This is a genomic window from Ruminococcus flavefaciens AE3010 (genome assembly GCF_000526795.1).
In the GTDB taxonomy this organism is placed as follows: Bacteria; Bacillota; Clostridia; order Oscillospirales; family Ruminococcaceae; genus Ruminococcus; species Ruminococcus flavefaciens_D.
The window spans coordinates 1,555,297-1,580,484 of sequence record NZ_JAGT01000001.1 but is presented as its reverse complement, the minus strand read 5'-3'; the positions used below and the strand labels follow the sequence as shown (position 1 = coordinate 1,580,484).

The following is a 25,188-nucleotide window of genomic DNA, read 5'->3' as shown; positions in this document are numbered from 1 at the left end:
TCGGGGCATCAGCCCCGACATCTTTTTTGCTCTTTTTCTTGAAAATTTAACAATTATGTGGTATAATAATGCTAAATATTGTTTATTCTGATACAAGGGGTATAGAACATGGCAAACGAAAGATTTACAGTAGTTGGAACAAATATCGCTGAAAAGGCGTCTATGATATGGAACGTAGCGGATATGCTGCGCGGACCGTTCAAGCCGCATGAGTACGGACTCGTTATACTTCCTATGACAGTGGTGAAGCGTTTTCACGACTGTCTGCTCCCTACACATGATGCAGTACTGAAGTAGTACGAAAGCAAGAAGAACTTCGCAGTTATCGAGGGCTTCCTCACAAAGGCTTCCGGCTATCAGTTTTATAATACAAGCAAATACACATTCGATCTGCTCTGCGCTGATCCTGACAACATCGAGGCTAACTTCCGCGACTATCTCGCAGGATTCTCCGCCAATGTACAGGACGTGCTTGCAAAGTTTGATTTCAATGCTATTATAAACCGCATGGTGGAGAGCAACACCCTCTATCTCGTTATAAAGGAATTCAACTCTCAGAAAGGCTATCTAGGTCCTGATAAGATAAGCGCAGTTGACTGCGGCTATATGTTCGAGGACCTTGTAAAGCGTTTCTCTGAGTCCTTCGGCGAGGAGGCAGGAGCTCACTTCACCAGCCGTGACGTTATCTACCTCATGACAGACCTGCTCCTCTCGGACGCTGATCTCTCCAAGAACGGCACAGTTACCGTTTACGATATGGCTATGGGCACAAGTCAGATGCTCAGCTGTATGGAGGAGCGTATCCACGACCTCAACTCCGATATGGACGTAACCTGCTTCGGTCAGGAGTTCAACCCCTCCACATTCGCTATTGCAAAGGCTGATATGATGATAAGAGGCGGAGATCCCAACAATATGCGTTACGGTGACACGCTTTCCGAGGATCAGTTCAGCGGATACCAGTTCCAGTACATCATCTCAAATCCGCCTTTCGGTATCGACTGGAAGAGAGAGCAAAAGGCTGTTGAAGCGGAAGCTAAGAAGGGCGAGCTGGGACGCTTTGCTCCGGGACTTCCGAAAATATCCGACGGTCAGCAGCTCTTTGTACTGAATGGCCTTTCAAAGCTGGCACAGAACGGCAAAATGGCGATAGTACAAAACGGTTCTCCGCTGTTCTCAGGAGACGCAGGCAGCGGTCCTTCCGAGATTCGCCGCTACATACTTGAAAACGACTGGCTGGACGCTATAATCCAGCTCTCCACGGATATGTTCATGAATACGGGTATCAGCACATATATCTGGGTGCTGAGCAAGAACAAGCCTGCCTACCGTGCAGGAAAGGTGCAGCTCATCGACGCTTCTCACTGCGGAGAACAGCGCAGGAAGTCTATCGGATTCAAGCGCTATGACGTTACCGACCTCTGCCGTGAGCTTATCGTGAAGGCTTACGGCGAGTTCAGAAATGACGAGATATACGGCGACAAGAACGGCGTTTACTGCCACAGCAGGATATTCGACAACGAGGAATTCGGCTATAACAAGATAGTTGTTGAGCGTCCCGAACTTGACGAGAACGGTCAGCCTGTGCTGAAAAAGGGCAAGCCTGTTGCAGATGCTTCAAAGCGTGACACGGAGAATGTTCCGCTGAGGGAGGATATAGACGAGTATTTCGCCCGTGAAGTCCTGCCTTACGCTCCCGATGCGTGGATAGATACGAAGAAGACGAAGGTGGGCTATGAGATACCCATGACACGCTATTTCTATGAGTATCAGGCGCCTGAAAAGGTGGAGGATATAATGGAAAGGCTCAGCGGTATCGAAGCGGATATACAGTCGAGCCTTGACGCTCTGTTCGGGGGTGAAAAGGCTTGAGACAGATGAAAGACAGCGGTGTTGAATGGATTGGGGAAATACCTGAGAATTGGGATACCATTAAAGTTAAATATGCATCTTGGTTGAAAGGAAGAATCGGTTGGGACGGTCTGAAATCAACAGAATATACAGATACAGGAGCCTATTTAATTACAGGAGTTAATTTCAATAAAGGTGTAATTGATTGGGATAGTTGTGTTCATATCACAGAAGAACGCTTTCGTGAAGATTCTGATATTCACATAAAAGAAGATGATTTATTAATCACAAAAGACGGAACGATTGGAAAAGTTGCTATTGCTAAAAACTGTCCCGAAATGGTTTCATTGAATAGCGGTGTATTACTTATTAGAAACATCTATGATTTTAAATATCATGACAAGTATATGTATTATGTATTACTCTCCGATGTATTTTGGAGATGGTATACATTAAGCCAAACAGGACAAAGCACAATAAAACACCTATATCAAGAACAATTTTACAATTTTGAATTTACATTCCCACCTCTCCCCGAACAGCAAGCAATCTCAGCCCACCTCGACCGCCAATGCGCTCATATCGACAACATCATCGAGAAAACAAAAGCCTCTATCGAGGAATACAAAAAGCTCCGTCAGGCTGTCATCACACAGGCGGTGACAAAGGGCGTAAGGGGCGACAGACCGATGAAGGACAGCGGTATTAAGTGGATCGGGGAGATACCCGAGGAGTGGAGTATTTTAAAATCTTGGTATACAATGGAATCATTAGGAGATATTGACCATTTTATGCCTGAGTCAACAGATAATGGTAAACCATACTTGATGATTGGTGACTTAAAAGAAAAATCGAGCGAAATATGCTTTGATAAGTGTAAGAAGATTTCTGATGAAGATTTTGATAATCTTGCAGTAAAATATAAACCAGTGAACGGCGATATTATATTTGCAAGATATGCAACAATCGGAACGGTAAGTTATGTGGATACAGACAATGATTTTCTTGTTTCATATGCTTGTGTTACAATAAGACCTAACGCCAAAAACATGACAGGAAAGTTCATGTTTTATTATTTCAAATCAAGTATTTTTATTGAAGATATAAGAAGGTTCATTAACTCAAATACACAAGGAAACGTCGGCAAAGATTCATTAACTAAATTTCATATGATTGTTCCATCAATTATTGAGCAAAAAGAAATAGCCGCCTACCTCGACAAAAAATGCACCGAGATAGACAGCCTTATATCAAAAAAAGAACAGTTCCTCATCGAGCTGGAATCCTATAAAAAATCCATGATATACGAATATGTCACGGGCAAAAAGGAGGTGCCGCAGTCATGAGTGTAGTCGAGACCAACGAAAAACGCTTTGAATCCGATATCGAAGCCGATATGCTCGCAGGCGGATATACAACCAATATCGACACATACGACGCAGAAAACGCCCTCTACCTCAATACGCTGATACGCTTTGTCAAGGCTACTCAGCCTAAGTCATGGCAGCGCTTTGAGCTCCAGAGCGGCACTCCCGAAAAGTTCGCAAAGGCTTTCCAGTCGGCAGTCGATATGGACGGACTGCTCGCCGTTCTGCGTAACGGCTTCAAGCACAGGGGCATTCCGTTCCGTGTGTGCTACTTCAAGCCCGAATCCACGCTGAATCAGACCGCTGTGGAGCAGTATGCCGCCAACGAGATAACCGTCAACCGCCAGTGGTATTTCTCCGCCGAGAATAAGAAGTCGGTGGATATGGTCATCGCCGTGAACGGTATTCCTGTTTTCGCATTTGAGCTGAAGAACCAGTACACAGGTCAGGACATCGAGAACGCCAAGCGGCAGTGGATGTTCGATCGTGACCCGAGGGAGCTGTGTTTCCGCTTCAATAACCGTATCCTTGCGTATTTCTGCGTAGACCAGCTCGAAGCCTGCATGACTACAAAGCTCGCAGGCAAGAACACTTTTTTCCTGCCCTTCAATCAGGGCAGCAATGGTGCAGGCAATGACGGCGGCAAGGGCAATCCGCCCAATCCGAACGGCTACCCGACAGCGTACCTTTGGCAGAATGTCTTTCAGAAAGACAGCATGATGGATATTTTGCAGAAGTTCATGAGCTACCGCAAGGACAAGAAGCTCCTGCTGTTTCCCCGTTATCATCAGCTTGATGTTGTACGCAGCCTTATCGCTCATGTGCGGCAGTTCGGTGCAGGTCATAATTATCTGATACAGCACAGTGCTGGCTCTGGCAAATCCAATTCAATCGCATGGACGGCATACAGACTTGCGGCTCTCTTCAATGACGAGGACAAGCCTGTTTTCTCAAGCGTTATCATTGTTACCGACAGACGAGTGCTCGATGCACAGTTGCAGGAGACTATCTCAGGATTCGACCATAAGCTCGGTGCTATTGAAACAATCGACGAGAAGAAGACCTCGAAGAACCTCCGTGACGCTATCAACGACGGCGTGAGAATTATAGTCACGACCTTGCAGAAATTCCCTGTGATATATCAGGAAGTGGACAGCGTTGCAGGCAGGAACTTTGCTGTTATCGTTGACGAGGCTCACTCCTCGCAGACAGGCAGTTCCGCTCTCAAACTGAAAAGCGCTCTCGCCGATACAGAGGAAGCTCTCCGTGAGTATGCAGAGATAGAGGGCAAAGCCGAGGACGAAATCGACCGCACTGATAAGATAGTGGAGCAGATGATATCCCACGGCAAGCATAAGAACCTGTCCTTCTTTGCGTTTACTGCAACTCCGAAGGCTCAGACACTTGAAATGTTTGGTGAGCCATATCCCGACGGATCCTTCCACCCGTTCCATATATACAGTATGCGTCAGGCTATCGAGGAAGGCTTCATACTGGACGTTCTCAGCAACTACATGACTTACAGTACCTGCTTCAAGATTGCCAAGAACACAACTGAGAATCCTGAGCTCCCCGAGAGCCGTGCAAAGAAGCTCATCAAGAAGTATCAGACGCTGCACCCGTATAACATCAGCCAGAAGTCAGCTATCATCGTTGAAACTTTCCATGAGACCACACGATATAAGATAGGCGGCAAGGGAAAGATGATGGTAGTAACTGATTCGAGACTTGCTGCTGTACGCTATTTCCATGAGATAAAGCGCTACATAGCTGAGCATGGCTATGATGATATGGACGTGCTCACAGCATTCTCAGGCTCAGTCAAGGACGGCGAAAACGAGTATACTGAAAGCTCACTCAATGTCCGCAAAGACGGCAGCCATATCTCTGAAACGCAGACAAAGGCTGAGTTCCATGATAACTTCAACGTGCTTGTAGTTGCAGAGAAGTACCAGACAGGCTTCGATGAGCCTCTGCTGCATACAATGATCGTTGATAAGAAGCTGAAAGGTGTAAAGGCAGTACAGACGCTCTCACGCCTTAACCGTACCTGCACTGGCAAGATAGATACGTTTATACTGGATTTCGCCAATAAGAAAGAGGAAATCCTTGACGCTTTCCAGCCGTTCTATCAGGAGACCTTCCTCGAACAGGAGGTTAACGTTGATCTTATCTACCAGACGGAACGGGAGCTGCTGAATTACGCTATATATACTAATATAGATATAGAAGCGTTTATTGAGGTATGGAATAAGTCCGGCGGTCAGGAATCAACATCAATGGGCAAGATGACAAGCGTACTGAAGCCTGTTGCTGACAGATATAACCTCAAGAACTCTGAGGAAAGGTATCAGTTCCGCCGTCTTGTTCGTAATTTCATAAAGTGGTATGGCTATATTACCCAGGTAGTCAGAATGTTTGATAAGGATATGCATAAGGAGTATCTCTTCCTGAGATATCTGCTACATTTGCTTCCGGCAGAACCTGCTGATCCATGCGATCTTGAAGGTAAGCTGGAACTGGAATACTACAAGCTACAAAAGACATTTGAGGGTAATATACAGCTCGAACAGCTTGATGGAGAGTATATTCCTGCCAAGCAGAAAGCCGTAGGAGGAAAACAAAAGAAAACGCCTCTTGACGAGATACTTGAACAAATAAATGAGAAGTACAAGGGACAGTTCACAGATGCAGATAAAGTCATTATCGATGCACTGCATCAGAAGCTCAAGAAGAATATTAAGCTACTCAGCTCTGCAAAGACAACCGATCCTGTTATCTTCACAGAGAGTATCTTCCCTCAGATCTTCGGAGATACAGCTATGGAGAGCTATACAGAGTCTCAAGAGAGCTATGAGTCTCTGTTCAAAGACAAGAATAAGTATAACGCTATTATGAGTGCTTTGGCAGGAGTTATATATCGTGAGATGCGTAAACAAAATCCAGATAATCCGAATCAATGATATATCTATGAGATCGCCCTTACGGGCGGTCTGAAGTATACTAACCATTTAAGGTGGTGGAAATATGGCTCATTATGATAATTTAAAAGATTATATTGCTGCTAATAAAATTGATGTTATTGAACATGGGATAGAAAAGCATATCAAATCTCGTTACAGCATTGAAGTCAGTAATATAGTTAAAGATATCATTATACATACTCTCAGCTGTACGAATATTACTCATGAAAGCTTAACAGTTAGGATTGGCGTGTCTGTTAATATAAATAATTGCAACAATGAAGATATCACCCAATATTATAATATTTCATTGCAGAGTAATATAGAGAAAAAACTATCTGATTTACACGTTATTGATATTAAGGAAGTACCTTATAGCGAATTACAAACTGAAACAATCCAGTCTTTATTTGGTCTGATTGACTTTGAGGATTTAGACTTAGAAACTGTTGCAGAAACAATATATACATCTTATATTTCAGATAGAATAACTCGTAATGATAATAATAGCTTATATCAATTCCCATTAAAAGAAGTATTAAGCAAATATCATTTATTAATTAATGTTGCTGATCTTCCTGTTGGGTGCTTAGGAAGGTTTTTCTTTACAAATTCAACAGCGTGTATTTCAGATCCCAAAGCCCCATATAGTCATTCAAAAAATAGTGATATTACAGGAAGAACCATATTAATTAGTCGAAATTATTATAACGAAAAAGAAGGTTGTCTCGACTTAGTCACTATTTCACATGAAATAGTACATTGTTTTCTCCATTGGCCATATTTTCAAATATACATGATTCTTGATGAAAGTGACCATTTGGAATGTTCTTCTGTATCGATTAATTATGATGATAAGAATGCTTCCTTTGATAAAGCATATCATTACGCAGAATGGCAAGCAAATGAACTTTCAATACGACTGATTATGCCTAAACATTTGGTAGAAAAAGCAATTTACGAATTCTCAAAAAGTGTTCCAGATACTTTTTTCAGCGATAATGTTCCAAGAGATCAATATTATCATTCTTTATTATTTGATCTTTCTGAGAAATTTAAAGTATCTCCCTCTATATGTAGAAAGAGAATGCGTCAATTAGGTTATGACATCTTTGACGGAATATATATCGATTTAGGTAATAAGATAAACAAGCAGCCTTTTATATTTACTCCTGGAACACTGAAGGATGACGAGAGCTTTATTATTAATCAAATTAATTACGAAAGGCTAATTGATACGAATAAAACATTCGCTGAGCTGATAGCGACAGATAGATACATTTATCTTGGTTATGTAGTCTGTCTTAATGACAGCAAATATGTTGAAAAGAGCAAGAACCCGTACTATCATGATTTTGAACTTACAGAATACGCTCGCGAACACGCTGATGAATGCCTTATAAAATTTAGCTATAAGTCATCAAAGAATACTAAGTACAACTCTAAAATTTATGGAGAAACTTTTCTGAATAACATCCCTGAATTCTTTGAAGAGGAACCAGAGTCTTTTGAATTATGTAAAGCTAATAATGGACCAGATGAAGAATCCATGAAAAAAATTGAAGAATACAATAATATCATGAATGAATTAGCAAAATATAAAACATTTGGTAATACGCTTGTTTATCATATGAGAAGAATATCTATAACTAAACCAGATCTTGCGTCTGAAATCAAACTTTCCACAACAATAATAGACGACTATTGTAGAGGGGAAAAAGAACCTGACCCAAGGAATGTCATGACGCTGTGTATAGGATTAAATTTAGAAAAGGATTATATTTATGATATGTTTGCAAAATTAAAAAACAAATATGATATCAATGCAGATACAATGCAAAACAGAGCTTACAAGTTCATTATTAATAACGGTTATGTTGAACATGGATTGACAGAATGTAATAAAATTCTTCGTGTTTTTGGACAAAAACCACTTCCATATCATAGCAAAAAAAAGTCAAAATAGAGAACTTAAAAAACTTTTAGTTTTTTTATAAACGCGATATAACTGTAAAAGCGGTATGTAAAAAAATAATACATACCGCTTTCCCCAATTTTTCGTAATTGCGGAAAAACTTTAAGTTGGTTTTGCGTCTTGACTATTGACCTGTATAAGATGTATTATGTATATGGAAGCAAAACACTTCCTATACTAAATTGAAAGGGGGCAAAAAAATGGGAAAAGATTGTTACGATGTGAGAGATTTTCAATCTCTTGAAGAACTCGATGTTCTTGTAGAGCAGCATAGTTCTTCAGTACCTAAGTTTTACAGACAACCTGCTATTGAATTGATGTCTTTTTGCAGGATAGATGGAGAGGTTATCTGTGGCGGAAATCATATGTCAGAAGATGACTTAAGCGGAAGATATATAGATTTCTTGTTTAGGTATCTAGATCTTGAGCTTTACATAAATGAAGAACTTTCTGATGACGTAAATAATGTCAAAGAAGTTCTTATGTACCGTAAGGATCTTAGAGACGCAATAACTTGTATAGGTAAAAAGATAGGTTACTGGAGAAGAAATATTCCAACAAGTAACTACACTGAACAGAGTTTGGCATTAATTAACTCTGCGCTAACAGATGATTTTAAGGAAAACTATGCATTACGGGTTACTTTTGAAAAATTCGAATTACTCAATGTACGAGATGATGAAATATTCTATACTGTTAATTCTGTAAATGTTATCAACTTCATTGAAGAACTAAAACAGATAACAGGCCATATTATGGAAAAATATGGCCTGTTCCTCACATTTGTGGAAGACGATAAATAAACAGAATTAGTATTATAAATACTTGCTCCCACTTTTGTGGGAGCTTTTTTTACGACTATTATACCTTGACTATTATAGTCTATTATGATATAATATAATAGAACGTACATTCTGTTTTGTGCTTTGAGAGGTGATCTTCATGTGTATGTCACTGCGTATAGAGCCAAGAGAAATGGCTGAGGTTCTAATAAAGATAAGAAAAATGTCCTTTGCTCAGGAAATGTCGCTTAAACTCGGAAAGAGCTTACTTATGTCCGGCGACTTGTACCCAGCCGATATTGCACCTGTACTTGCACCGAACAAATACGGGAACATGGCTATATTTCCTATGGCATGGGGATTTACACATCAAGCTATGTCTAAGCCTCTTGTAAATTGCCGTGTAGAGACTGCTGATAGTAAGCCTTTGTGGCGGGATTCATGGTACAGACGAAGATGCGTTATTCCTGCATCATGGTACTATGAATGGGGATATCCAATATATGAAGACGATAGCCGCAGCATTGTTGAGCATCGCAATACCAAGAAAATCAAGTTCGCTATTCAGACTGAAGGCTCAGAAATCACTTATATTGCAGGGCTGTACCGTTATGAGGAACACAGCGGTATGCAGGTACCTATGTTTTCTATCCTCACCAGAGAAGCAGCAGGTACTGTAAGAGATATCCACGGCCGTATGCCGCTGATACTGGATAAGGAGAATATACTTGACTGGATACGACCTGACGGAGATCCCAGTACTATAGTTGAGAAAGCGCTGACAAATATTGTCTTTGAAAAGGCTGTGGAGTACCATAGATCCCCAAATGAGTTCATTACAATGTAAGATAAAATATCTTTGATGGCGGCTTTATGCCGCCTCATTTTATACACTTGAACAGGCTGAAAACGTGGAGTATAATACTTCCGCATGATAACATATGATATATTTTGTTTACAAAATATTCATTCAATTATGAAAATATTATGGTATAATATCACATATAAAGAATTTGATCATCTTCATATTATATAAATTCTTTATAAAAATTAGGGGGGAAGGACTGACAGTTATGCTTAGACGTGTTACAATGAGACAGCTTAGTATAGGTTATAACTGCGCCCTTTCAAAATTAAACATGGTAATACAAGCGTATCACATGAGATAGGTTCTTTTGTGGTGCGCTTTTTGTGTTATCTAAAAATAAGGAGGTATGTATTTTATGAGAAACACATGGAAAAAGACAGCGGCATTCCTGCTGGCGTTCACACTGGCGGCAGTACCGCTTTCGCAGACAGGAGCTAAGGACGGACTTTTCGGCGGCAGAAGCATTGTTGCTCATGCGATTTCAGACATCATGGGAGATTGGATTCACGTTTTTGACCATGACAGCGGAACCCTCAGCAGCGACATGGCCTGCACAGATTTGGAAGTCTCTGACCATGCCACGCTGACTATCAATAAAGGTATTACTCTGACATTGAATATTAATGATTATTTTGAGCTTTTTGATAACTCCAAAATAGAACTTCACGGCGAACTGGCAGGCAGCGTTAGCGGCGACTATGATTGGGGTGAGGATTCCTACATCAACGTCTATCTTTCCGACGGCGCAAAGTACACGGTCACAGGGCTGTCGTGCGAGGATGGAGACAACTACCTCCGCTACTACGGCTACGACGCTGCGACGGACGGTAACGGTACAGTCGGCGTAAAGAACGGTGATACAGCCGTTACTTCCGAATCAATAGGTTACAAAACGACAACCTATACTTATACTGCTACTCCTGCAAGCGGCTACAAGTTCAAGAACTGGACTAAGGGCGCAGGCGGCGAAGTAATCGGTACTGACGCAAGCATTGACGTAACTTGTGAGCAGAACGGACAGTATCAGGTTTATGCTAACTTTGAAGAAGATGTTGTTGCTCCTACAATGACCAACGCAAGCGTTACTCTCGGTGATGACCTCGCACTGAATTTCTACGTTGACAACATCACCGACGCAACAGGCTACACAGTTATGTTCGACGGCGTTTGCGACGAGAACGGCACAGAGGTAGCTCTTACCGAAAAGGACGGAAAGTTCTTCGCAACTGCCAACGTAAACGCTAAGGACTTCAAGGAGAACATCGCAGCTACTCTTTACAAGGACGGCGTGGCTACAGATGTTACATTGACAAGCTCGGTAGACGCATACCTTACAGCACTTCTTGCAACTGACGGTCTCGATGACAAGACAAAGGCTATGGTAACATCTGCACAGCTTTATGGTCTGGCTGCTGACGAGTATTTCAACGAAACAGACAACAACGTAGCTACAAGAATTGCTGCATATATGACAGCAGCAAATATCAACGACACAGCTCTGAACACGGCTCTTACGCCTTATGCTCCTACATTTACTTCCGATGACGCAAAGGTGTCAATGGTTCTCAATTCAAAGATAAAGCTCCGTGTTTACAGCGATAACGGCGCAAGCGAGAACGGCTTCGGCAAGTATTCCGAGGCAGCAGGTCTTACTCCGCTTACACTGGCACAGCCGCAGGCTATCGACGGCTTTACAGTTTCGGGCTATACATGGGTTTACCGTGTACTGAACAACACCGCAAGCGAAGCTAAGGACGTCAACATGGCAAAGGCTCTGTTCGCTTATATGACAGCTGCGGAGGCTTTGAATGCACCTGCTGTTCCTGCAGCAACCCCCGTCACCGCCATCACGCTCAACAAGACCGCGACGACCATTCAGGCCGGCCAGACCGAGACGCTCAGTGTCAGCAGCGTGACACCCGATGACGCTACCGACAAGACTGTCACCTGGAGCAGCGACAACGAGGCCGTCGCCACCGTCAACGCCACGACGGGCGAGGTGACCGCCGTAGCCTTAGGCACAGCCAACATCACTGCCACGGCCAACGACGGCAGCGGCGTGACGGCCACCTGTGCAGTAACCGTGGCTCCCGCCACCATCACCGTAACGTGGAACAACGATGATATAACCGGAACCGACACATATGGAACTTCTTTCACCAAGGACGGTGTCACTATAACTGCCGACGAAATATACTTCCCGTATAAGAATTTCATGAATGGCGGAACATTTACCACAACCCTCGGCAACTTCACCAAGATTGAAGTGACTACAGGGATTTGGGATGCATCAGGCGCAGGCTGGATTGGCAGCACCTGGACCGGCAATGCCTCCAGCGTATCGTTCAGCGACAATATTGTGGGCAATGGCATGGGCAATACTAAGTTTGTGTTCACCATTGCGCCGACGAACTGAACGCTCCCCGCTCGGGCGAGTCAGCGATTCAGCCCAAGCGAAGCTAAGGACGTCAACATGGCAAAGGCTCTGTTCGCTTATATGACAGCTGCTAAGAGTCTGGCTACATGATCGTTTATGACAACGCTTCCACAAAGCGCTATGTAAGACTTATAGAGGCTATTTAAAACTATATCTTGTTCCTGCCGACCAGTGCTTTACGGTTCGGCAGGACAATCCCAATAAACGAAAGGAGTAACCTCACATGGAAAAGTACATCACACCAGAGGTGGAGATCGTAAAATTCGATAACGAGGACGTTATCACAACAAGTCCTGCTACCGATCCTAACGAAGTAAATCCTCAGTAATAAAATATACAACAGGCAGTCCATGCGGCTGCCTGTTGCCATACAAGGAGCATCTATGAAAAAACTGATACCCTTTTTCCTTGCAGCATTAATGCTTACGGGCTGTAATGGCGGTAAAGACACATCGTCAGCACCCGTGGAAAAGCCTGCGGTCACATCAGCGGTCACGGAAGCCACTGAGCCAGCGACCGAGATTACAGCTGCGGCTGCAAGCACAAATACGACTACAAGTAAAGTAACTAAAACTATAACAGAGGGAACGACTACAGTGAAAGAAACGTATACAACTCCCGAGGTGGAGATAGTGGAATTTACAACGGAGGACGTTATCACCACAAGCGGTAAAAGTGCAAAGGTAAACGATGACGGCTCTATAGATCTGCCGATAATTCAATTGAATTAGTAAATGAAAATTATAGGCGGCTTTATGCCGCCTGTTTTTGTCTTCTCAGTTAGTAGATTAGGTTTGTGATCTCGAAGACCGCGGAGCATTCAAAATCGTTGTTATAGCTATGCGAACCGCCCTTCGAGGCGGATCTGTTTTACATATTTACATTGTATCGATGATATGCTATAATAGGGGATAAGAAACGAAAAGGAGCTATATATGGGACAGAAAGAGATTATCGACAGGGACACTTACCGAAAGATCAAGAAAATGAACCGTGAGGAACTTACAAAGTTCATTCTCCAGTATGGTGATGAGTTGCTCGGAGAACAAGGCAAAACAATTGATCTTCCCGCTCTTGAAACAGAGCTTAGTAAGATAAAGGGTATCGGCGGTAAGCGCCTTGAAGAGATAATGACCGTTATAGAGAAATTCCTAGATGTATAATATGTTTTGAATAAGAGGACACTGAAATGAGCAACATCGTAATACTAGTTGGGAGTATGAGAAAAAACGGCAATACATCTCGTCTGGTACAGAGCTTTTCCGAGGGTGCGAAAAAGAATAACAATGTAGAGATTATATCCGTCGCAGACTACGATGTGAATCCGTGCATAGGTTGTAACAGCTGTTTTACACGCGAAGGTAACAAATGTTTCCAGAATGATGATATGTTACAGATATACGAAAAGCTGAAAAATGCGGACATTGTTGTTATTGCGTCGCCTGTGTATTTTTACGGTATCAGCGCACAGCTGAAAGCTATCGTGGACAGGCTTCACACTCCCATGCGGAATACATTCCACATCAAGAAACTCGGACTGCTCCTTGTGGGAGCAGCAGAACTTCCGAATCTGTTTGACCCGGTAATCATGCAATATCAAATGGTGCTGGACTTCTTCAAGCTCGAAAGTATCGGCACAGTGCTTGTACGAGGAGTCAAGGACATCGGCGACATTGAAAACAATCCTGCTTTGAAAGAAGCGTATGAATTGGGCGATTCGATGTATTAAAATTGGAGTAGAAAAATGAAATACGCAGAAGTACAGAAAATAGCAAAAGATACGATAGAATTCATAAAAACTAAGATAACCGCAGGAATGAAACTCACGGATATCAGACAACTTTGCGAAGATAAAATGCTCGAATTAGGAGCTGATTCGTTCTGGTATTGGGACATAGGAGCTTTTGTATTTGCAGGAGATGAAACAACGGTTTCTGTTTCGGGCAGAGAATACGTTACTTCCGACAGAATTATAGCTTTAGATGATATCATAACAATAGACCTCAGCCCTCAGAACAATAACATCTGGGGCGACTATGCCCGTACTTTAATAATCGAAGACGGAAGTGTAGTTGATGATATAAACAATATCCGCAATGATGAATGGCGTACAGGTCTGCTTATGGAGGAAGAGTTGCACAAAGAGCTCATAGCCTTTGCGACACCGCAAACTACATTTGAGGAGCTCTATTACCATATCAATAAGCTTATCACAGACCGTGGTTTTATAAATCTTGATTTTCTCGGCAACCTCGGACATTCTATCGTAAAGGATAAGAATGATCGTATATACACTGAGAAAGGCAACAAAGCTCTTCTTTCATCAGTGGACTATTTTACATTTGAGCCGCATATAAGCGTTCCAAACTCGAAATACGGATATAAGAAGGAAAACATCTATTACTTCAAGTCAGGCAAACTGATTGAATTATAGGAGAATAATATGATACTCAAAGCACAAGTAAATGACCTGCAAGAGATATTACAGCTTCAATATCTTGCATATCAGAGTGAAGCAGACCTGTTCGGGAATCGTGATATTCCTCCGCTGAAACAGACTATCGATGAAGTCGTTGAGGAGTTCAGAAGCGGCACTATTCTGAAAATGTTAGATGATAATAATACTATTATCGGTTCAGTACGTGCAAGAGAAAGCGACGGAACAGTTTATATCGGCAAGCTGATGGTACACCCTGACCACCGCCATAAAGGCTATGGAACAAGGCTTCTGTCCGAGATAGAAAAATGCTTTCCCGATAAGCGGTATGAGCTTTTCACAAGTACCCGCAGTCTTGATAATATCCGCCTTTATCAGAAGCTGGGCTATTCTATATTCGCACGAAAAGCCGTAAATGATGAACTCGAATTTGTGTACATGGAAAAATGAAAGGAGCACAGCAATGGTGCTGAGCGACAAAATTGATGCTCTCATGGATAAGAAAGCATACCTGATAGACATATTCCCGAAAACGGTTCCGCAGAAGGCGGATAACCGCTATTTTGCCGTTGAGAAATTCTTTCAGCAGAACAGGTCTGAGTTTGAGCTAAAGCTGACCTCTATAATACTGAAGCTCTATTGCTACTATAATCTCACTGTCGTTATAGATGGCAATATTACTGAAAATCCACAGGTAGAGGAGCTGACTGTACTGCTAAAGAAGTGCTTCAGCGGAGAGTTCGGATATATCAACATAGTTCTGGCTGAGTGCGAGGCTATGCTATCGCTTAACTATGGGGACTTGTATATGACTGCATACAATGTCAGCGGAGAATTAAAGGAGCTTCTTGCACAGCTTGTCAATGCTGAGGGACTTTTCTTTTACGAAGCTCCACTCGACAACTTTGGAGAAGAATAATGCAAACAATTGAGATTAGCGGCAGGACCTGCCATATCATAATAAACGGAGCCGACCTTCCCACGATTTGTTGGGGTGAGATGAAGAATAGCTCCGAGACTATCGAAAAAGTCCTTACGTTGTGCGAGGACGTGATGTGCAACTATATCGTTTACGAGGTCGAGGATTGGAACTCAGACTTCTCACCGTGGGAGTTCACTCTCAACAAAAAGATGTCATTCTCAGGCGGTGGACGTAAAACACTGGATTGGCTTCTTAATGATTGCATTCCTTACTGTGAAAAAGAGTACGCTCTGACGGGCGAGCGCATTCTCTGCGGATACTCGCTGGCGGGACTTTTCAGCCTGTGGGCATTTTACGAAAGTCAGGCTTTTGGCGGAGTTATCAGTTGTTCGGGTTCGCTGTGGTTCGGGGAATGGATAAGCTACGCCGAGAGACATATCGCTCCACAGAATAGCTCCGTATATCTCAGTCTCGGCAACCGTGAGGAAAAGGCTCGTGACCATGTTATGACAACTGTGGGCGACTGCACTCGCAGGCAGTATGAGCTTGTGTGCGGTGATAAAAACGTGTCCCGACACATTCTTGAATGGAACGACGGTGGACACTTCAATGAGCCTGAAAAGCGCATAGCTAAAGGCATAAAATGGATAACTGGTGAGGTTTGATATGGAATTTGATTACTATAGTCCAAGCGATGAAAGCAGGAGCTGCGTTGTGAGAACAATGACAAAGCTCACAGGTAAGGAATACGGCACTGTCAAGGCAGAGCTTACTGCTCTTGCACAGGAACTTGGATATGAAACATATAATGACGAAGCTGTTTTTGGGCAATACATGGCAGAACACGGCATATATAAAATACAAGAATATGTTGATACGACCGTAGGAGAGCTCGAACTGAAAGAAGGTTCTTACTGTGTTTATAGTACAAATCATAAGGGATTCTTTCACTTAATACCGGTTGTGAATAATGTGATATATGATAGAAGAAACGATAGCATTGAGCTTTATGTGATAGCTGTGTATAAAAAGGAGAAAGTATGAATGACTCATTCAAAAACAAGGTTGCTGTAATAACAGGCGGCGCAAATGGTATCGGTAAGTGCATAGTTGAGGAGTTTAGCAAGAACGGTGTAACAGTATGCGTGATAGATAAGGCCGAGGGCGATCACTTTGTCGGTGACATCTCTGACAAGTCCGTGCTTGAAAAGTTCGCGGAGCAGGTCATATCAGAGTACGGACACATCGACTACCTCATCAACAACGCACTTCCGCTTATGAAAGGTATTGATGAGTGCAGCTATGAGGAATTTCAGTATGCATTGTCAGTGGGAGTGACTGCACCGTTTTACCTGTCTAAGCTGTTCGCGCCCCACTTCAACAAAGGCGGTAGTATCATAAATATCTCCTCATCACGTGATCGTATGAGCCAGCCTCAGACCGAGAGCTATACTGCTGCAAAAGGCGGTATCGCAGCACTTACTCATGCACTTGCTGTTAGCCTTGCAGGTAAAGTGCGTGTGAACTCTATCTCCCCGGGGTGGATAGATACGTCATATAAGGTTTACGAAGGGCGCGATGCCTATCAGCAGCCCTGTGGACGTGTGGGAAATCCGCTTGATATTGCTAATATGGTGCTGTTCCTCTGCTCCGACAAGGCCGGCTTCATCACAGGCGAGAACATCTGCATTGACGGAGGCATGACCAAGCAGATGATATACCACGGCGACAATGGTTGGAATCTTGAGTTAGCTGATGAATAATCGAGGCAATAATATATTTAACCAAATATGATTGAGCTTGTCCCCGCGGAAGCGGGGATGTATAGATAAAAGTTTCAATATGGTTAGTTGATTTCGAAATTCTGAAAAATGGATTTCCAAAAATTTTAAAAGTGGAACATTTCGAAAATACTGCTCCATTATTTTTATCGAGCCCAAATAAAGAGGTGATAATTTGAACGTTAGAAAAGCATTCAATACAGTAGTAGATATGTTGATGTATCTGCTTTTGCTCATTCAGATGCTATATGTATTCACAGGAAATATTATTCACGAATTTCTTGGAATCGGCTTCTTTGTATGCCTGATAATACATATGATCATAAAGCGGAAGATGCTCCCGAGCCTTTTTAAATTCAAAGATAAATCTAAAACAAGAATCATTGTGAACATCGTGACAATTCTCCTTACAGTAGTTTCGGTAATACTTATGATCAGTTCAATGGGAGTATCAAGAACTATTTTTCCGAGTGTCCATTTTGTCGACGACGTTGATCTGCATATATATCTTGCAACGGCTGTTCTTGCTCTAGCAGTCCTTCACGGAGGCATTAAATGGATTAGGATGGCAAAGAAAAAGAAGAAATTGGCCGTACTTGTAGCAGTTGGATTTATCGGATCTATAGCTATAGGTCTTGCAGTGGTTCCTTATTTAAACAGGCATTTCAATAAAGTACAGATAAAGTATTCAGAAAAAATACATGGTGAAAAGATCAAATGGAAAAGTTCAAAGCCGCTTGTTGTTTACTTTACGCGACTTGGCAACACCGACTTTGAAGATAATGTTGATGCTGTATCAGGAGCTTCACTTCTTCTTGCTGACGGCGAGCTTATGGGGAGCAATCAGCTTATTGCAGATATGATAGACGATGTCATAGACTGCGATGTTAAAACTATTACGATTACCGGTGATAAATATCCTTCAAGTTACAGCTCGACTGTGTCAGTCGCCGGGAAAGAACTCAAAAATGAGGCGCGTCCTGCAATAGAACCGATTGATACTAACGGTTATAATTCGATAATTCTGATATATCCGTTGTGGTGGGGAACTGTACCTATGCCTGTTGCTTCTTTCCTTGAAAGCTGTGATTTCAGCGGAAAGGATCTTTATCTTATCGCAACTCAGGGCAGCAGCGGCTACGGAGACAGTGTAGATGATATTGAAGATATGGCTGAGGGGGCAGATATTCATAAGGTGATGAGCATTTATTGCGAGGATATTCCTGATGCAAGAGAACGTATCGTAAAATGGCTGAAAGAACTGAATAATTAGTTTTCAGTTGCCGGAAATAACGCCAGATGTTTTGGCCAATATTTTGCGATATCCATAAATCTCTAAGTCTCACATGAAAGAAGAAGCCGAGAATACTCTTGCTAAATATCGTGGAATAATAAACATTTCTGGTTCAAGCCGTTATGCCACAAAATGGTGTCCACAAATAAGGATGGCGGATTTGATGATGCTCAAAAGGCGGCAGCAGACGTAAACCATGACAGTTTGATAAATGCTGTTGATGCTTCGTGTATTCTCTCATATTATGCATATACATCTACCACAAAGGAAGAAATCATGTCAGTTGAAGAGTATATGAAGAAGAAATAAAATTTGACCGGCTGATGAAGGCTATAGAATGCTAACATCAGTCGGTTTCTATTTTTAATATAGAATTATATATATACTGTGCCGCATTCGTGGCGGCGAGTATTCTTATCCCTGTATCAATTCATACAATGAAAATATGTTTCTTTATACAAAAGCTCCCTGTTTTTCAGGGAGCTTTTGATCAAATATCAGTGACAAAAGGTGTTATGAGTATCATTAGCATACATACAGGGCAGATGAACTTTATCATTACATTGTAAAGAAGCTTTGAGCGGAAACGCTTTTCCCCCAGCATTACCTCTTCCTCTATGTATCTTACCTTTGCAACATAGCCTATGAGTATGCATGTAAGGAAGGCAAGCACAGGCATCATAATGTTGTTTGTGATGAAATCAAAGAAATCGAGTATCTGCATTCCAAACAGCTTTATCTCTGACCATGCACTGTAGCCGAGTACAGAGAGCATACCGAGTATGAATGTTGCAAAGATGACTATAACACAGCTCTTTGTACGGCTGAATCCGAATTTCTCGATAACAACGGCTGTAACTGTCTCCATAAGTGATATGGAGGAAGTAAGTGCGGCAAGAGTTACCAGAATGAAGAATGCTGCACCGATGAATTGTCCCGCAGGCATTGTTGCAAATACCTTTGGAAGGGTATTGAACATGAGTCCGGGACCTGCGTTAAGTGAAGCACTGTCGCCGTTTGAAAAGATGAATACGGCAGGAACGATTATCATACCTGCAAGTATAGCCACGGCTGTGTCAAATATCTCTATCTGACGGACTGAGCCTTCAAGCGAATCTTCCTTGCGCATATATGAGCCGTAGGTCACCATTATACCCATTGCTATCGACATTGAGTAGAAAAGCTGTCCGCAGGCTGCTGCAATTGTCTGTAAAAATTTAGCAGGTGTGAAGTCATTAAGATTTGGAAGAAGATAATATTTAATTCCTTCGCCTGCACCGTCAAGAGTAAGGGTGTATACCGATATAGCAACGATAAGCAGAAGCAGTACGGGCATCAGAAATTTGCTTACTTTTTCAATGCCCTTTTCAACTCCGAGGAATACCGCAACAGATGTGAGCAGCAGGAATATTATGAAAAATACAGTCGGCTGCGCAAAGTTGCTGATAAAGTTATTGAAGAAAGATATGCTTTCTCCCGATGCTGTGATGTATTCAGCTGTTGAAGCCTTTTCGCCTCCGCCTGTAATGAATACAGACATATATTTCAGTACCCAGCCTCCGATAACGCAGTAATACGGTAAAATAAGTGCAGGTATCACGGCAGCAAGCAATCCGAGAGGTGAGAACCGCTTATCCACAGCCTTGTATGCGCCGATTACGCTTTTGCCTGTTTTTCTGCCGATAGCTATTTCGGTGAGCATGAGCGTAAAGCCGAATGTTATTGCAAATACGAGATATACCAGCAGAAATACTCCACCGCCGTATTTAGCGGCAAGATATGGGAATCGCCAGATGTTTCCGAGACCAACTGCCGAACCTGCCGCAGCAAGTATAAAGCCGATTTTTGAGCCGAAGCCTCCTCTTTCTGTAGCCTTGTCATTGGTTTTCATAAGCATTGTCCTTTCATTATGTCATTAGCTAAATACAAGTATAATTATAGCATCATTATGCAGAAAAATCAATCTCGAGAACAGATAAAAGAAAATCGGGGCATAACGCCCCGATAATTGCATATCCCATTTTTTCTTCATGTAGTCAGTGAGATTGACTGGGCTCTTGTATGTTGCTGTACAAACATCGGATAAGATACTACTGATTCGATCAACTGTACAGGGAGATGTAAGGGGGGGGGTATCCAATTTGCATTAGTGTAAAACACTGTATACAAAAAAGAGCAAAAGGCTGATAGGAAGCCCTGCGAAAACACTGAGTAGCGTCGTGATGCACGCCTTTGTATTCCAGACAGCCAGCATGCGTTTTCCAATCATTACTGCACCGGCAGCCAACACGATAAATACGAATAATGTTGCAATCAGGACAATTTTCTCAGCTATGGTCACAGTGGTGCCAGAATTGCCGAACAGGCTCATGTGGTCAAACAGAATCTTCGCAATTATATAATCCGCAAGCAAAAAGTAGATTGTCGAAATTCCAAGGATAATAATACTATAACGAAACGGCTTCATGACAAGCCTCCCTTCTTTCGATGCAAAATGTCAATTTTGCGCAAAATTCTTAAAATATTATAACACACGGCAAAATCCAAGTCAATAGATGATATCGATTATGAGAAGTGATCTTATGGGCATCCTGTTAATGTTATATATAAAAGCGCCTCCCATTAACGGGAGGCACAAATATAAATATTGAATGTAATTATATATACGGATATTTGTAGGGATATGTTTATGACTTGATCTCACTACCGCCCCATTCAACGACTGTAAAACCTGTTCGCTCAAAGGTTGATAACTGCTGCGGTTCGATATCAATTGCCTCCTCCAACGGAACATACGTCATGAATACACGGAGCATACTGTCGGGTGTAGGTGTGATGTTCAGTTTGGCTGAATCCGTATATACATCGCCTTGGAATGAAATGAGATTGTATTTATTATGCTCCATAAGAGGCAGCCAGTATACTATGAACTCGTTCATTTCATCTTCGGTCAGTCCCATATATGAGAGCTTTTCCTTGAGAAAACTCTCTGTATCGCTGCCTGCGACGCAGAAGCCCTTCGAGTAATCAAATCTTGTACGTGCATTCACGCTTTCCCAGAAAAGATACTTGTGATGTGTGCCGTCTGCCTTGTTAAGGAGTGAACCGTCGGGGGATGCTGTTACATCCCAGCCGTTGTTGTACCTTGGGTAGGTCGTATAAAGGTCTGAAGAAGTCAGTTCAAGCTCAACGTGAACGTCGGTCTCCTCCTCCGGATAAAGGTATATCACAGGTTTACCCCAGTTGAAGCCTACGGTGACAGGATCGATTCCTTCATTTAAATTTACCCATCCATTCTGTCCGTTATATTCCGTAAAGAACCATACATCTTTCATATCCTGAAAACCGATCTCGCTGATCTGTGTTCCTTTTGGGATAGAAGCAACAGCTTCATAGCTTTCATCAGGACCGCGGTATAGTTTTACTTCATCTCCCACAACATCATAGAATGCTACAAAACCATTACGGTTATCAGGTTCAACATACTCCAGGGAAAGTTTATTGACAAGCTCTTTTCTCATAAGACAGAGATCGTATATATCCCATTTTCCGTCACCGTTAAGGTCGTAATCCTTTCCTGCTGGAATATCTGATGTTTTGCCGAGTACGAAATCGCTCAGATCATTCAGATCGCTATCAGTGTAAATAACTTTCTTCTTATTCACCTTATCGACATCTGCCGAATTGATCACAGCCGCCCCTTCGTTGCCATAGACCTCCAGAGAAAAATAAGCGTCCCAAATGTCATATGTCTCGATGCCGAGTCCGCCAAGCTTTCTGGCAATATCTGCCGCGTCAATAGTGCCTGTATATTGATTTTCTGCCCCCGGGACTGACTCAAGCTGATTCTGCCTTTTGAGGAGAATAAACTGAAAATTATCCTCCTTTACCTCAGGAACAGTAAGTATAACGTCATATTTCACGTCGTTTGATTCGATAACGCCGACCTCCTGAGGATCGAGGCAATCATTCTTTCTGCCTGTAAGTTCTCCGTCCCATTTATCAGCAACGATGATCTCACAGCCGTCATATTCATCAGAAGGAACTGTTCCGAACATTGCTTTTTCGTTGTAGCATCTTATCCTTGCACCTGCGCTCCAGTAATGGCCTTCCTTTATCGCTGTTATGTCACCCATGCTGACGCAGTAATTAACGAGCAGGCTTTCATTGTTTCTGACGCCGTACTTCCTGTTCTCGTCCATGATATCATTGAGTCCGACATAGAAATTACGGGGATATTCGTAATCGCCTGACGCGAATGCAGGAGCTGTATAACGTCCCCAGCTGCAGTTGATATCCTCGCCTGCATAGCCCTTCATAGTCATAGAATCGCCGTTCTTTCCGTAAACAAGCCCATTCACAAAGATATCATTATGGAAACGGCTGCTGTCTATCCTTCTTGTCTCTCTTTCAAACTCACCGCCGTCTGCGGCAAAATCAGGGAAAGATACATCGCATTTTACAAGCTCTGCGGTTCCCTTGGACACACCGCCGTTCAACTGAACCACAAGAATATCGGGACAGCCGATAGGATCACCCTTATCGTAAACATACTTCATATACGGAGCCATGTCATGCTTTGCAGTAACTGTTCCTTTTATTCCGTTTGCCTCAGCGTCCTTGCTGATAAAGTAATACTTTCTCGTAAATCTCGCCTTGCCTGTGCCGATCATACCGACTGAACCGTCATAAACGTCGTATTCCATACCTTCCGCACTGAATTCTCCTATCTTTTCAGCCCTTTCCGACGGCACCCAGTTTTTGCTGCAGGCGTCTACGATATAGAATTCGTTAAACAGGTAGTATTCCGGCATTTCAATACTTGAAAACTTAGCTGCGGTACTTACCGAAAAATCGCCCTCAGCGTCGAAATTCATGGTATACTCCATAGAAGAACCCGAGACAGTCTTGTAGGACTGTCCGCTTTCGTACTGCTTTCCGCGCTCAAAATACGGATCGTTTTTGTACCTGTTTTCCCTTGAATCCCATTCAGCCTTAAAACAAGACGGTGCAATGACCTCCATCCTGTCATCGGAGAATCTGCTGTTCATGCCATAATAATAGCCTGTACGTGCTCCGTAATCGTAATCCTTGACGATAAGCGGAGACGACGCATCTTCATACTCGTCGGAAGCTATCTCTGGCATATTCTCTATAGAAATATCATACATGTATACCGTAGCCTCGCCCTTGGAATACGAACTTTCCAGAAACAGACCAATGTCCGTTATCTCTCCGAGGTCGTAGCCTGCCGCAGCTATAGCGTCCAGCTTATCGTTGATATTTATTCTTCTATCATCCTCGATATCGTTATTCACATCCATAGGTTCGTCTCTGCGGCACAGGAAGGTACTGCCCTTACCATCATCATTCCTGCGCACATAAATACTATATGCCACATCTATAGATTCCCCGTCTGTGGGACCTAAAACGCTGTAATCGTTAAGTGCTTCCTTTGAAACAAGTTCTCCTATTTTCTTGTATCCGCCCTGCTTTTCGGTAATGCTCTTCTTATCAGGCGAAGAGTCGATTTCAAGTATGTCAAATACGTCGCCTTTTGAATTGTGGAGCCTTATGCCGAATCTTACATACGACTTTCCATCAGCGCTGAAACTCTCCAAATCTATTCGCTTCCAGTATTTGTAACTTATGGCTCCCAGGTCTGAATATTCGACCGGTGAAGCGAATTTCAAAGCTCTTCCGGCTGAAAAATCCTCATCGTTATCCCAGCTGCACTTATAGTTGCCTCCGGGCATGATCATGAATTCGGGCTGACTGTCCTTATCATTATTTGCTATCTCAAAGTAGTAGCCCTTGTCGATACCGCTGCAATCATGGTCGATAATGATATCTGCATTGACAACATTAAGCGATATGTTTGCAGTACACAATGCCGCTGAAATAACAGCGGATAAAAAGCCTTTTGTGTGTTTTCTCATAATAATTCCTCCCATGCGCCCTTAACGGATACCCATAATATTATACAAATTATACACCGTTTGTGAAATATAATCAAGTATTATATTGCGAATTTCAGGGTAAAACGATTGATCTCACGACTCTTGAGGCAGACCTCAGCAAGCTCAAAGGTATAAGCATGATTAAATGTATTGTGCAGATTCAATGCTTCCGAATACATTCGCTGTTCATCTGAATAAATCATACCGGGAATTACAATCTTAAACTGAAATGGCTTCCGGATTTGTTAATAGAAACGCCATATTACTACAGACCTTACATCGAGAAGCTCTGCAAGGACAAGGAAGTGGGCGACGTTGACTTTGACGGCAGTGTAAACGCAATCGACGCAAGCTATGTTCTCAGCTACTATGCAGAAACAGCTGTAAATGCAGAGATCAGCAATGTTACTGTGGCTCATATGGAGTATATGGCAGACATCAATTCAGACGGTGCTGTAAACAGTGTGGATGCTTCCGAGATACTCTCAACTTACGCATCAAATTCAGTTAATGGCTGATACAAGCCATACAAAAATTATCCCCGTGCGGAT

22 protein-coding genes and 1 pseudogene are annotated in these 25,188 nt (G+C 42.5%); 20 read left to right on the top strand and 3 right to left on the bottom strand.

Annotated features, from left to right (window positions below):
• Window positions 1-108: 108 nt before the first annotated feature.
• The 19 genes and pseudogenes from N774_RS20065 to N774_RS19170 all read left to right on the top strand — a co-directional run.
• A pseudogene (locus N774_RS20065) lies at window positions 109-537 on the top strand (type I restriction-modification system subunit M N-terminal domain-containing protein); the annotation flags it as partial.
• 69 nt (window positions 538-606) lie between these two features.
• A complete protein-coding gene (locus N774_RS17065) occupies window positions 607-1,872 on the top strand; it encodes an HsdM family class I SAM-dependent methyltransferase (RefSeq protein ID WP_347496230.1) in 1,266 nt (421 codons plus the stop codon).
• A 5-nt stretch (window positions 1,873-1,877) separates the two neighbouring features.
• Window positions 1,878-3,197 carry a restriction endonuclease subunit S gene (locus N774_RS18140; protein WP_155250374.1) on the top strand — a complete coding sequence of 440 codons (1,320 nt, stop codon included), beginning with the start codon at window positions 1,878-1,880 and terminating at the stop codon, window positions 3,195-3,197.
• Window positions 3,194-6,181, top strand: coding sequence for a type I restriction endonuclease subunit R (locus tag N774_RS0106750; protein ID WP_024860513.1), 2,988 nt, complete (start codon window positions 3,194-3,196; stop codon window positions 6,179-6,181). The genes N774_RS18140 and N774_RS0106750 overlap by 4 nt, the downstream gene beginning before the upstream one ends.
• 64 nt (window positions 6,182-6,245) lie before the next feature.
• The gene (locus N774_RS0106745) at window positions 6,246-8,147 is read left to right on the top strand and encodes an ImmA/IrrE family metallo-endopeptidase (RefSeq protein ID WP_024860512.1); all 1,902 of its coding nucleotides are present in this window, start codon (window positions 6,246-6,248) and stop codon (window positions 8,145-8,147) included.
• Between the two features lie 209 nt (window positions 8,148-8,356).
• On the top strand, window positions 8,357-8,959 hold the full coding sequence (locus N774_RS0106740) for a hypothetical protein (RefSeq protein ID WP_024860511.1): 603 nt from the start codon (window positions 8,357-8,359) through the stop codon (window positions 8,957-8,959).
• A gap of 145 nt (window positions 8,960-9,104) precedes the next feature.
• Window positions 9,105-9,785 carry an SOS response-associated peptidase gene (locus N774_RS0106735; protein ID WP_242836581.1) on the top strand — a complete coding sequence of 227 codons (681 nt, stop codon included), beginning with the start codon at window positions 9,105-9,107 and terminating at the stop codon, window positions 9,783-9,785.
• Window positions 9,786-10,161: 376 nt separating this feature from the next.
• Entirely contained in the window at window positions 10,162-12,222 is a 2,061-nt protein-coding gene (locus N774_RS18135; RefSeq protein WP_024860509.1) for an Ig-like domain-containing protein, read from the top strand.
• Window positions 12,223-12,626: 404 nt separating this feature from the next.
• The gene (locus N774_RS0106720; RefSeq protein ID WP_024860508.1) at window positions 12,627-12,974 is read left to right on the top strand and encodes a lipoprotein; all 348 of its coding nucleotides are present in this window, start codon (window positions 12,627-12,629) and stop codon (window positions 12,972-12,974) included.
• A 204-nt stretch (window positions 12,975-13,178) separates the two neighbouring features.
• Entirely contained in the window at window positions 13,179-13,406 is a 228-nt protein-coding gene (locus N774_RS0106715) for a hypothetical protein (RefSeq protein ID WP_024860507.1), read from the top strand.
• A 26-nt stretch (window positions 13,407-13,432) separates the two neighbouring features.
• On the top strand, window positions 13,433-13,972 hold the full coding sequence (locus N774_RS0106710) for a flavodoxin family protein (RefSeq protein ID WP_024860506.1): 540 nt from the start codon (window positions 13,433-13,435) through the stop codon (window positions 13,970-13,972).
• Between the two features lie 15 nt (window positions 13,973-13,987).
• Window positions 13,988-14,677, top strand: coding sequence for a M24 family metallopeptidase (locus N774_RS0106705; RefSeq protein WP_024860505.1), 690 nt, complete (start codon window positions 13,988-13,990; stop codon window positions 14,675-14,677).
• Window positions 14,678-14,686: 9 nt separating this feature from the next.
• Window positions 14,687-15,130 (top strand): GNAT family N-acetyltransferase, encoded by a 444-nt coding sequence (locus tag N774_RS0106700; protein ID WP_024860504.1) that lies wholly within the window; start codon window positions 14,687-14,689, stop codon window positions 15,128-15,130.
• Window positions 15,131-15,173: 43 nt separating this feature from the next.
• Complete coding sequence (locus N774_RS0106695) at window positions 15,174-15,599, top strand: hypothetical protein (RefSeq protein WP_242836578.1); 426 nt, start codon at window positions 15,174-15,176, stop codon at window positions 15,597-15,599.
• The gene (locus tag N774_RS0106690; RefSeq protein ID WP_024860502.1) at window positions 15,599-16,267 is read left to right on the top strand and encodes an alpha/beta hydrolase; all 669 of its coding nucleotides are present in this window, start codon (window positions 15,599-15,601) and stop codon (window positions 16,265-16,267) included. Before N774_RS0106695 ends, N774_RS0106690 begins: the two co-directional genes overlap by 1 nt.
• A gap of 1 nt (window position 16,268) precedes the next feature.
• Window positions 16,269-16,646 carry a hypothetical protein gene (locus N774_RS0106685; RefSeq protein WP_024860501.1) on the top strand — a complete coding sequence of 126 codons (378 nt, stop codon included), beginning with the start codon at window positions 16,269-16,271 and terminating at the stop codon, window positions 16,644-16,646.
• Window positions 16,643-17,365 (top strand): SDR family oxidoreductase, encoded by a 723-nt coding sequence (locus N774_RS0106680; protein WP_024860500.1) that lies wholly within the window; start codon window positions 16,643-16,645, stop codon window positions 17,363-17,365. The genes N774_RS0106685 and N774_RS0106680 overlap by 4 nt, the downstream gene beginning before the upstream one ends.
• Before the next feature lie 193 nt (window positions 17,366-17,558).
• Window positions 17,559-18,656: a flavodoxin gene (locus N774_RS0106675; RefSeq protein WP_024860499.1), complete on the top strand. Its 1,098-nt coding sequence runs from the start codon at window positions 17,559-17,561 to the stop codon at window positions 18,654-18,656.
• 153 nt (window positions 18,657-18,809) lie between these two features.
• On the top strand, window positions 18,810-18,986 hold the full coding sequence (locus N774_RS19170; protein WP_196231534.1) for a hypothetical protein: 177 nt from the start codon (window positions 18,810-18,812) through the stop codon (window positions 18,984-18,986).
• A gap of 181 nt (window positions 18,987-19,167) precedes the next feature.
• Here the strand turns inward: N774_RS19170 and N774_RS0106665 are convergent, their stop codons facing one another.
• The 3 genes from N774_RS0106665 to N774_RS19165 all read right to left on the bottom strand — a co-directional run bounded on the left by N774_RS0106665 (window position 19,168) and on the right by N774_RS19165 (window position 24,616).
• Window positions 19,168-20,568, bottom strand: coding sequence for a sodium-dependent transporter (locus N774_RS0106665; RefSeq protein WP_024860498.1), 1,401 nt, complete (start codon window positions 20,566-20,568; stop codon window positions 19,168-19,170).
• Between the two features lie 255 nt (window positions 20,569-20,823).
• Complete coding sequence (locus N774_RS0106660; RefSeq protein WP_024860497.1) at window positions 20,824-21,144, bottom strand: hypothetical protein; 321 nt, start codon at window positions 21,142-21,144, stop codon at window positions 20,824-20,826.
• A gap of 220 nt (window positions 21,145-21,364) precedes the next feature.
• Window positions 21,365-24,616: an SH3 domain-containing protein gene (locus tag N774_RS19165; protein WP_024860496.1), complete on the bottom strand. Its 3,252-nt coding sequence runs from the start codon at window positions 24,614-24,616 to the stop codon at window positions 21,365-21,367.
• Between the two features lie 263 nt (window positions 24,617-24,879).
• On the opposite strand from N774_RS19165, the gene N774_RS0106650 reads away from it, so the two are divergent.
• On the top strand, window positions 24,880-25,155 hold the full coding sequence (locus N774_RS0106650) for a dockerin type I domain-containing protein (protein WP_024860495.1): 276 nt from the start codon (window positions 24,880-24,882) through the stop codon (window positions 25,153-25,155).
• Window positions 25,156-25,188: the final 33 nt, after the last annotated feature.

Coding starts and splice junctions, on each gene's coding strand:
- N774_RS17065 (WP_347496230.1), top strand. CDS start 607: ATGTTCGAGGACCTTGTAAAGCGTTTCTCTGAGTCCTTCGGCGAGGAG.
- N774_RS18140 (WP_155250374.1), top strand. CDS start 1,878: ATGAAAGACAGCGGTGTTGAATGGATTGGGGAAATACCTGAGAATTGG.
- N774_RS0106750 (WP_024860513.1), top strand. CDS start 3,194: ATGAGTGTAGTCGAGACCAACGAAAAACGCTTTGAATCCGATATCGAA.
- N774_RS0106745 (WP_024860512.1), top strand. CDS start 6,246: ATGGCTCATTATGATAATTTAAAAGATTATATTGCTGCTAATAAAATT.
- N774_RS0106740 (WP_024860511.1), top strand. CDS start 8,357: ATGGGAAAAGATTGTTACGATGTGAGAGATTTTCAATCTCTTGAAGAA.
- N774_RS0106735 (WP_242836581.1), top strand. CDS start 9,105: ATGTCACTGCGTATAGAGCCAAGAGAAATGGCTGAGGTTCTAATAAAG.
- N774_RS18135 (WP_024860509.1), top strand. CDS start 10,162: ATGAGAAACACATGGAAAAAGACAGCGGCATTCCTGCTGGCGTTCACA.
- N774_RS0106720 (WP_024860508.1), top strand. CDS start 12,627: ATGAAAAAACTGATACCCTTTTTCCTTGCAGCATTAATGCTTACGGGC.
- N774_RS0106715 (WP_024860507.1), top strand. CDS start 13,179: ATGGGACAGAAAGAGATTATCGACAGGGACACTTACCGAAAGATCAAG.
- N774_RS0106710 (WP_024860506.1), top strand. CDS start 13,433: ATGAGCAACATCGTAATACTAGTTGGGAGTATGAGAAAAAACGGCAAT.
- N774_RS0106705 (WP_024860505.1), top strand. CDS start 13,988: ATGAAATACGCAGAAGTACAGAAAATAGCAAAAGATACGATAGAATTC.
- N774_RS0106700 (WP_024860504.1), top strand. CDS start 14,687: ATGATACTCAAAGCACAAGTAAATGACCTGCAAGAGATATTACAGCTT.
- N774_RS0106695 (WP_242836578.1), top strand. CDS start 15,174: ATGGATAAGAAAGCATACCTGATAGACATATTCCCGAAAACGGTTCCG.
- N774_RS0106690 (WP_024860502.1), top strand. CDS start 15,599: ATGCAAACAATTGAGATTAGCGGCAGGACCTGCCATATCATAATAAAC.
- N774_RS0106685 (WP_024860501.1), top strand. CDS start 16,269: ATGGAATTTGATTACTATAGTCCAAGCGATGAAAGCAGGAGCTGCGTT.
- N774_RS0106680 (WP_024860500.1), top strand. CDS start 16,643: ATGAATGACTCATTCAAAAACAAGGTTGCTGTAATAACAGGCGGCGCA.
- N774_RS19170 (WP_196231534.1), top strand. CDS start 18,810: ATGGTGTCCACAAATAAGGATGGCGGATTTGATGATGCTCAAAAGGCG.
- N774_RS0106665 (WP_024860498.1), bottom strand. CDS start 20,568: ATGAAAACCAATGACAAGGCTACAGAAAGAGGAGGCTTCGGCTCAAAA.
- N774_RS0106660 (WP_024860497.1), bottom strand. CDS start 21,144: ATGAAGCCGTTTCGTTATAGTATTATTATCCTTGGAATTTCGACAATC.
- N774_RS19165 (WP_024860496.1), bottom strand. CDS start 24,616: ATGAGAAAACACACAAAAGGCTTTTTATCCGCTGTTATTTCAGCGGCA.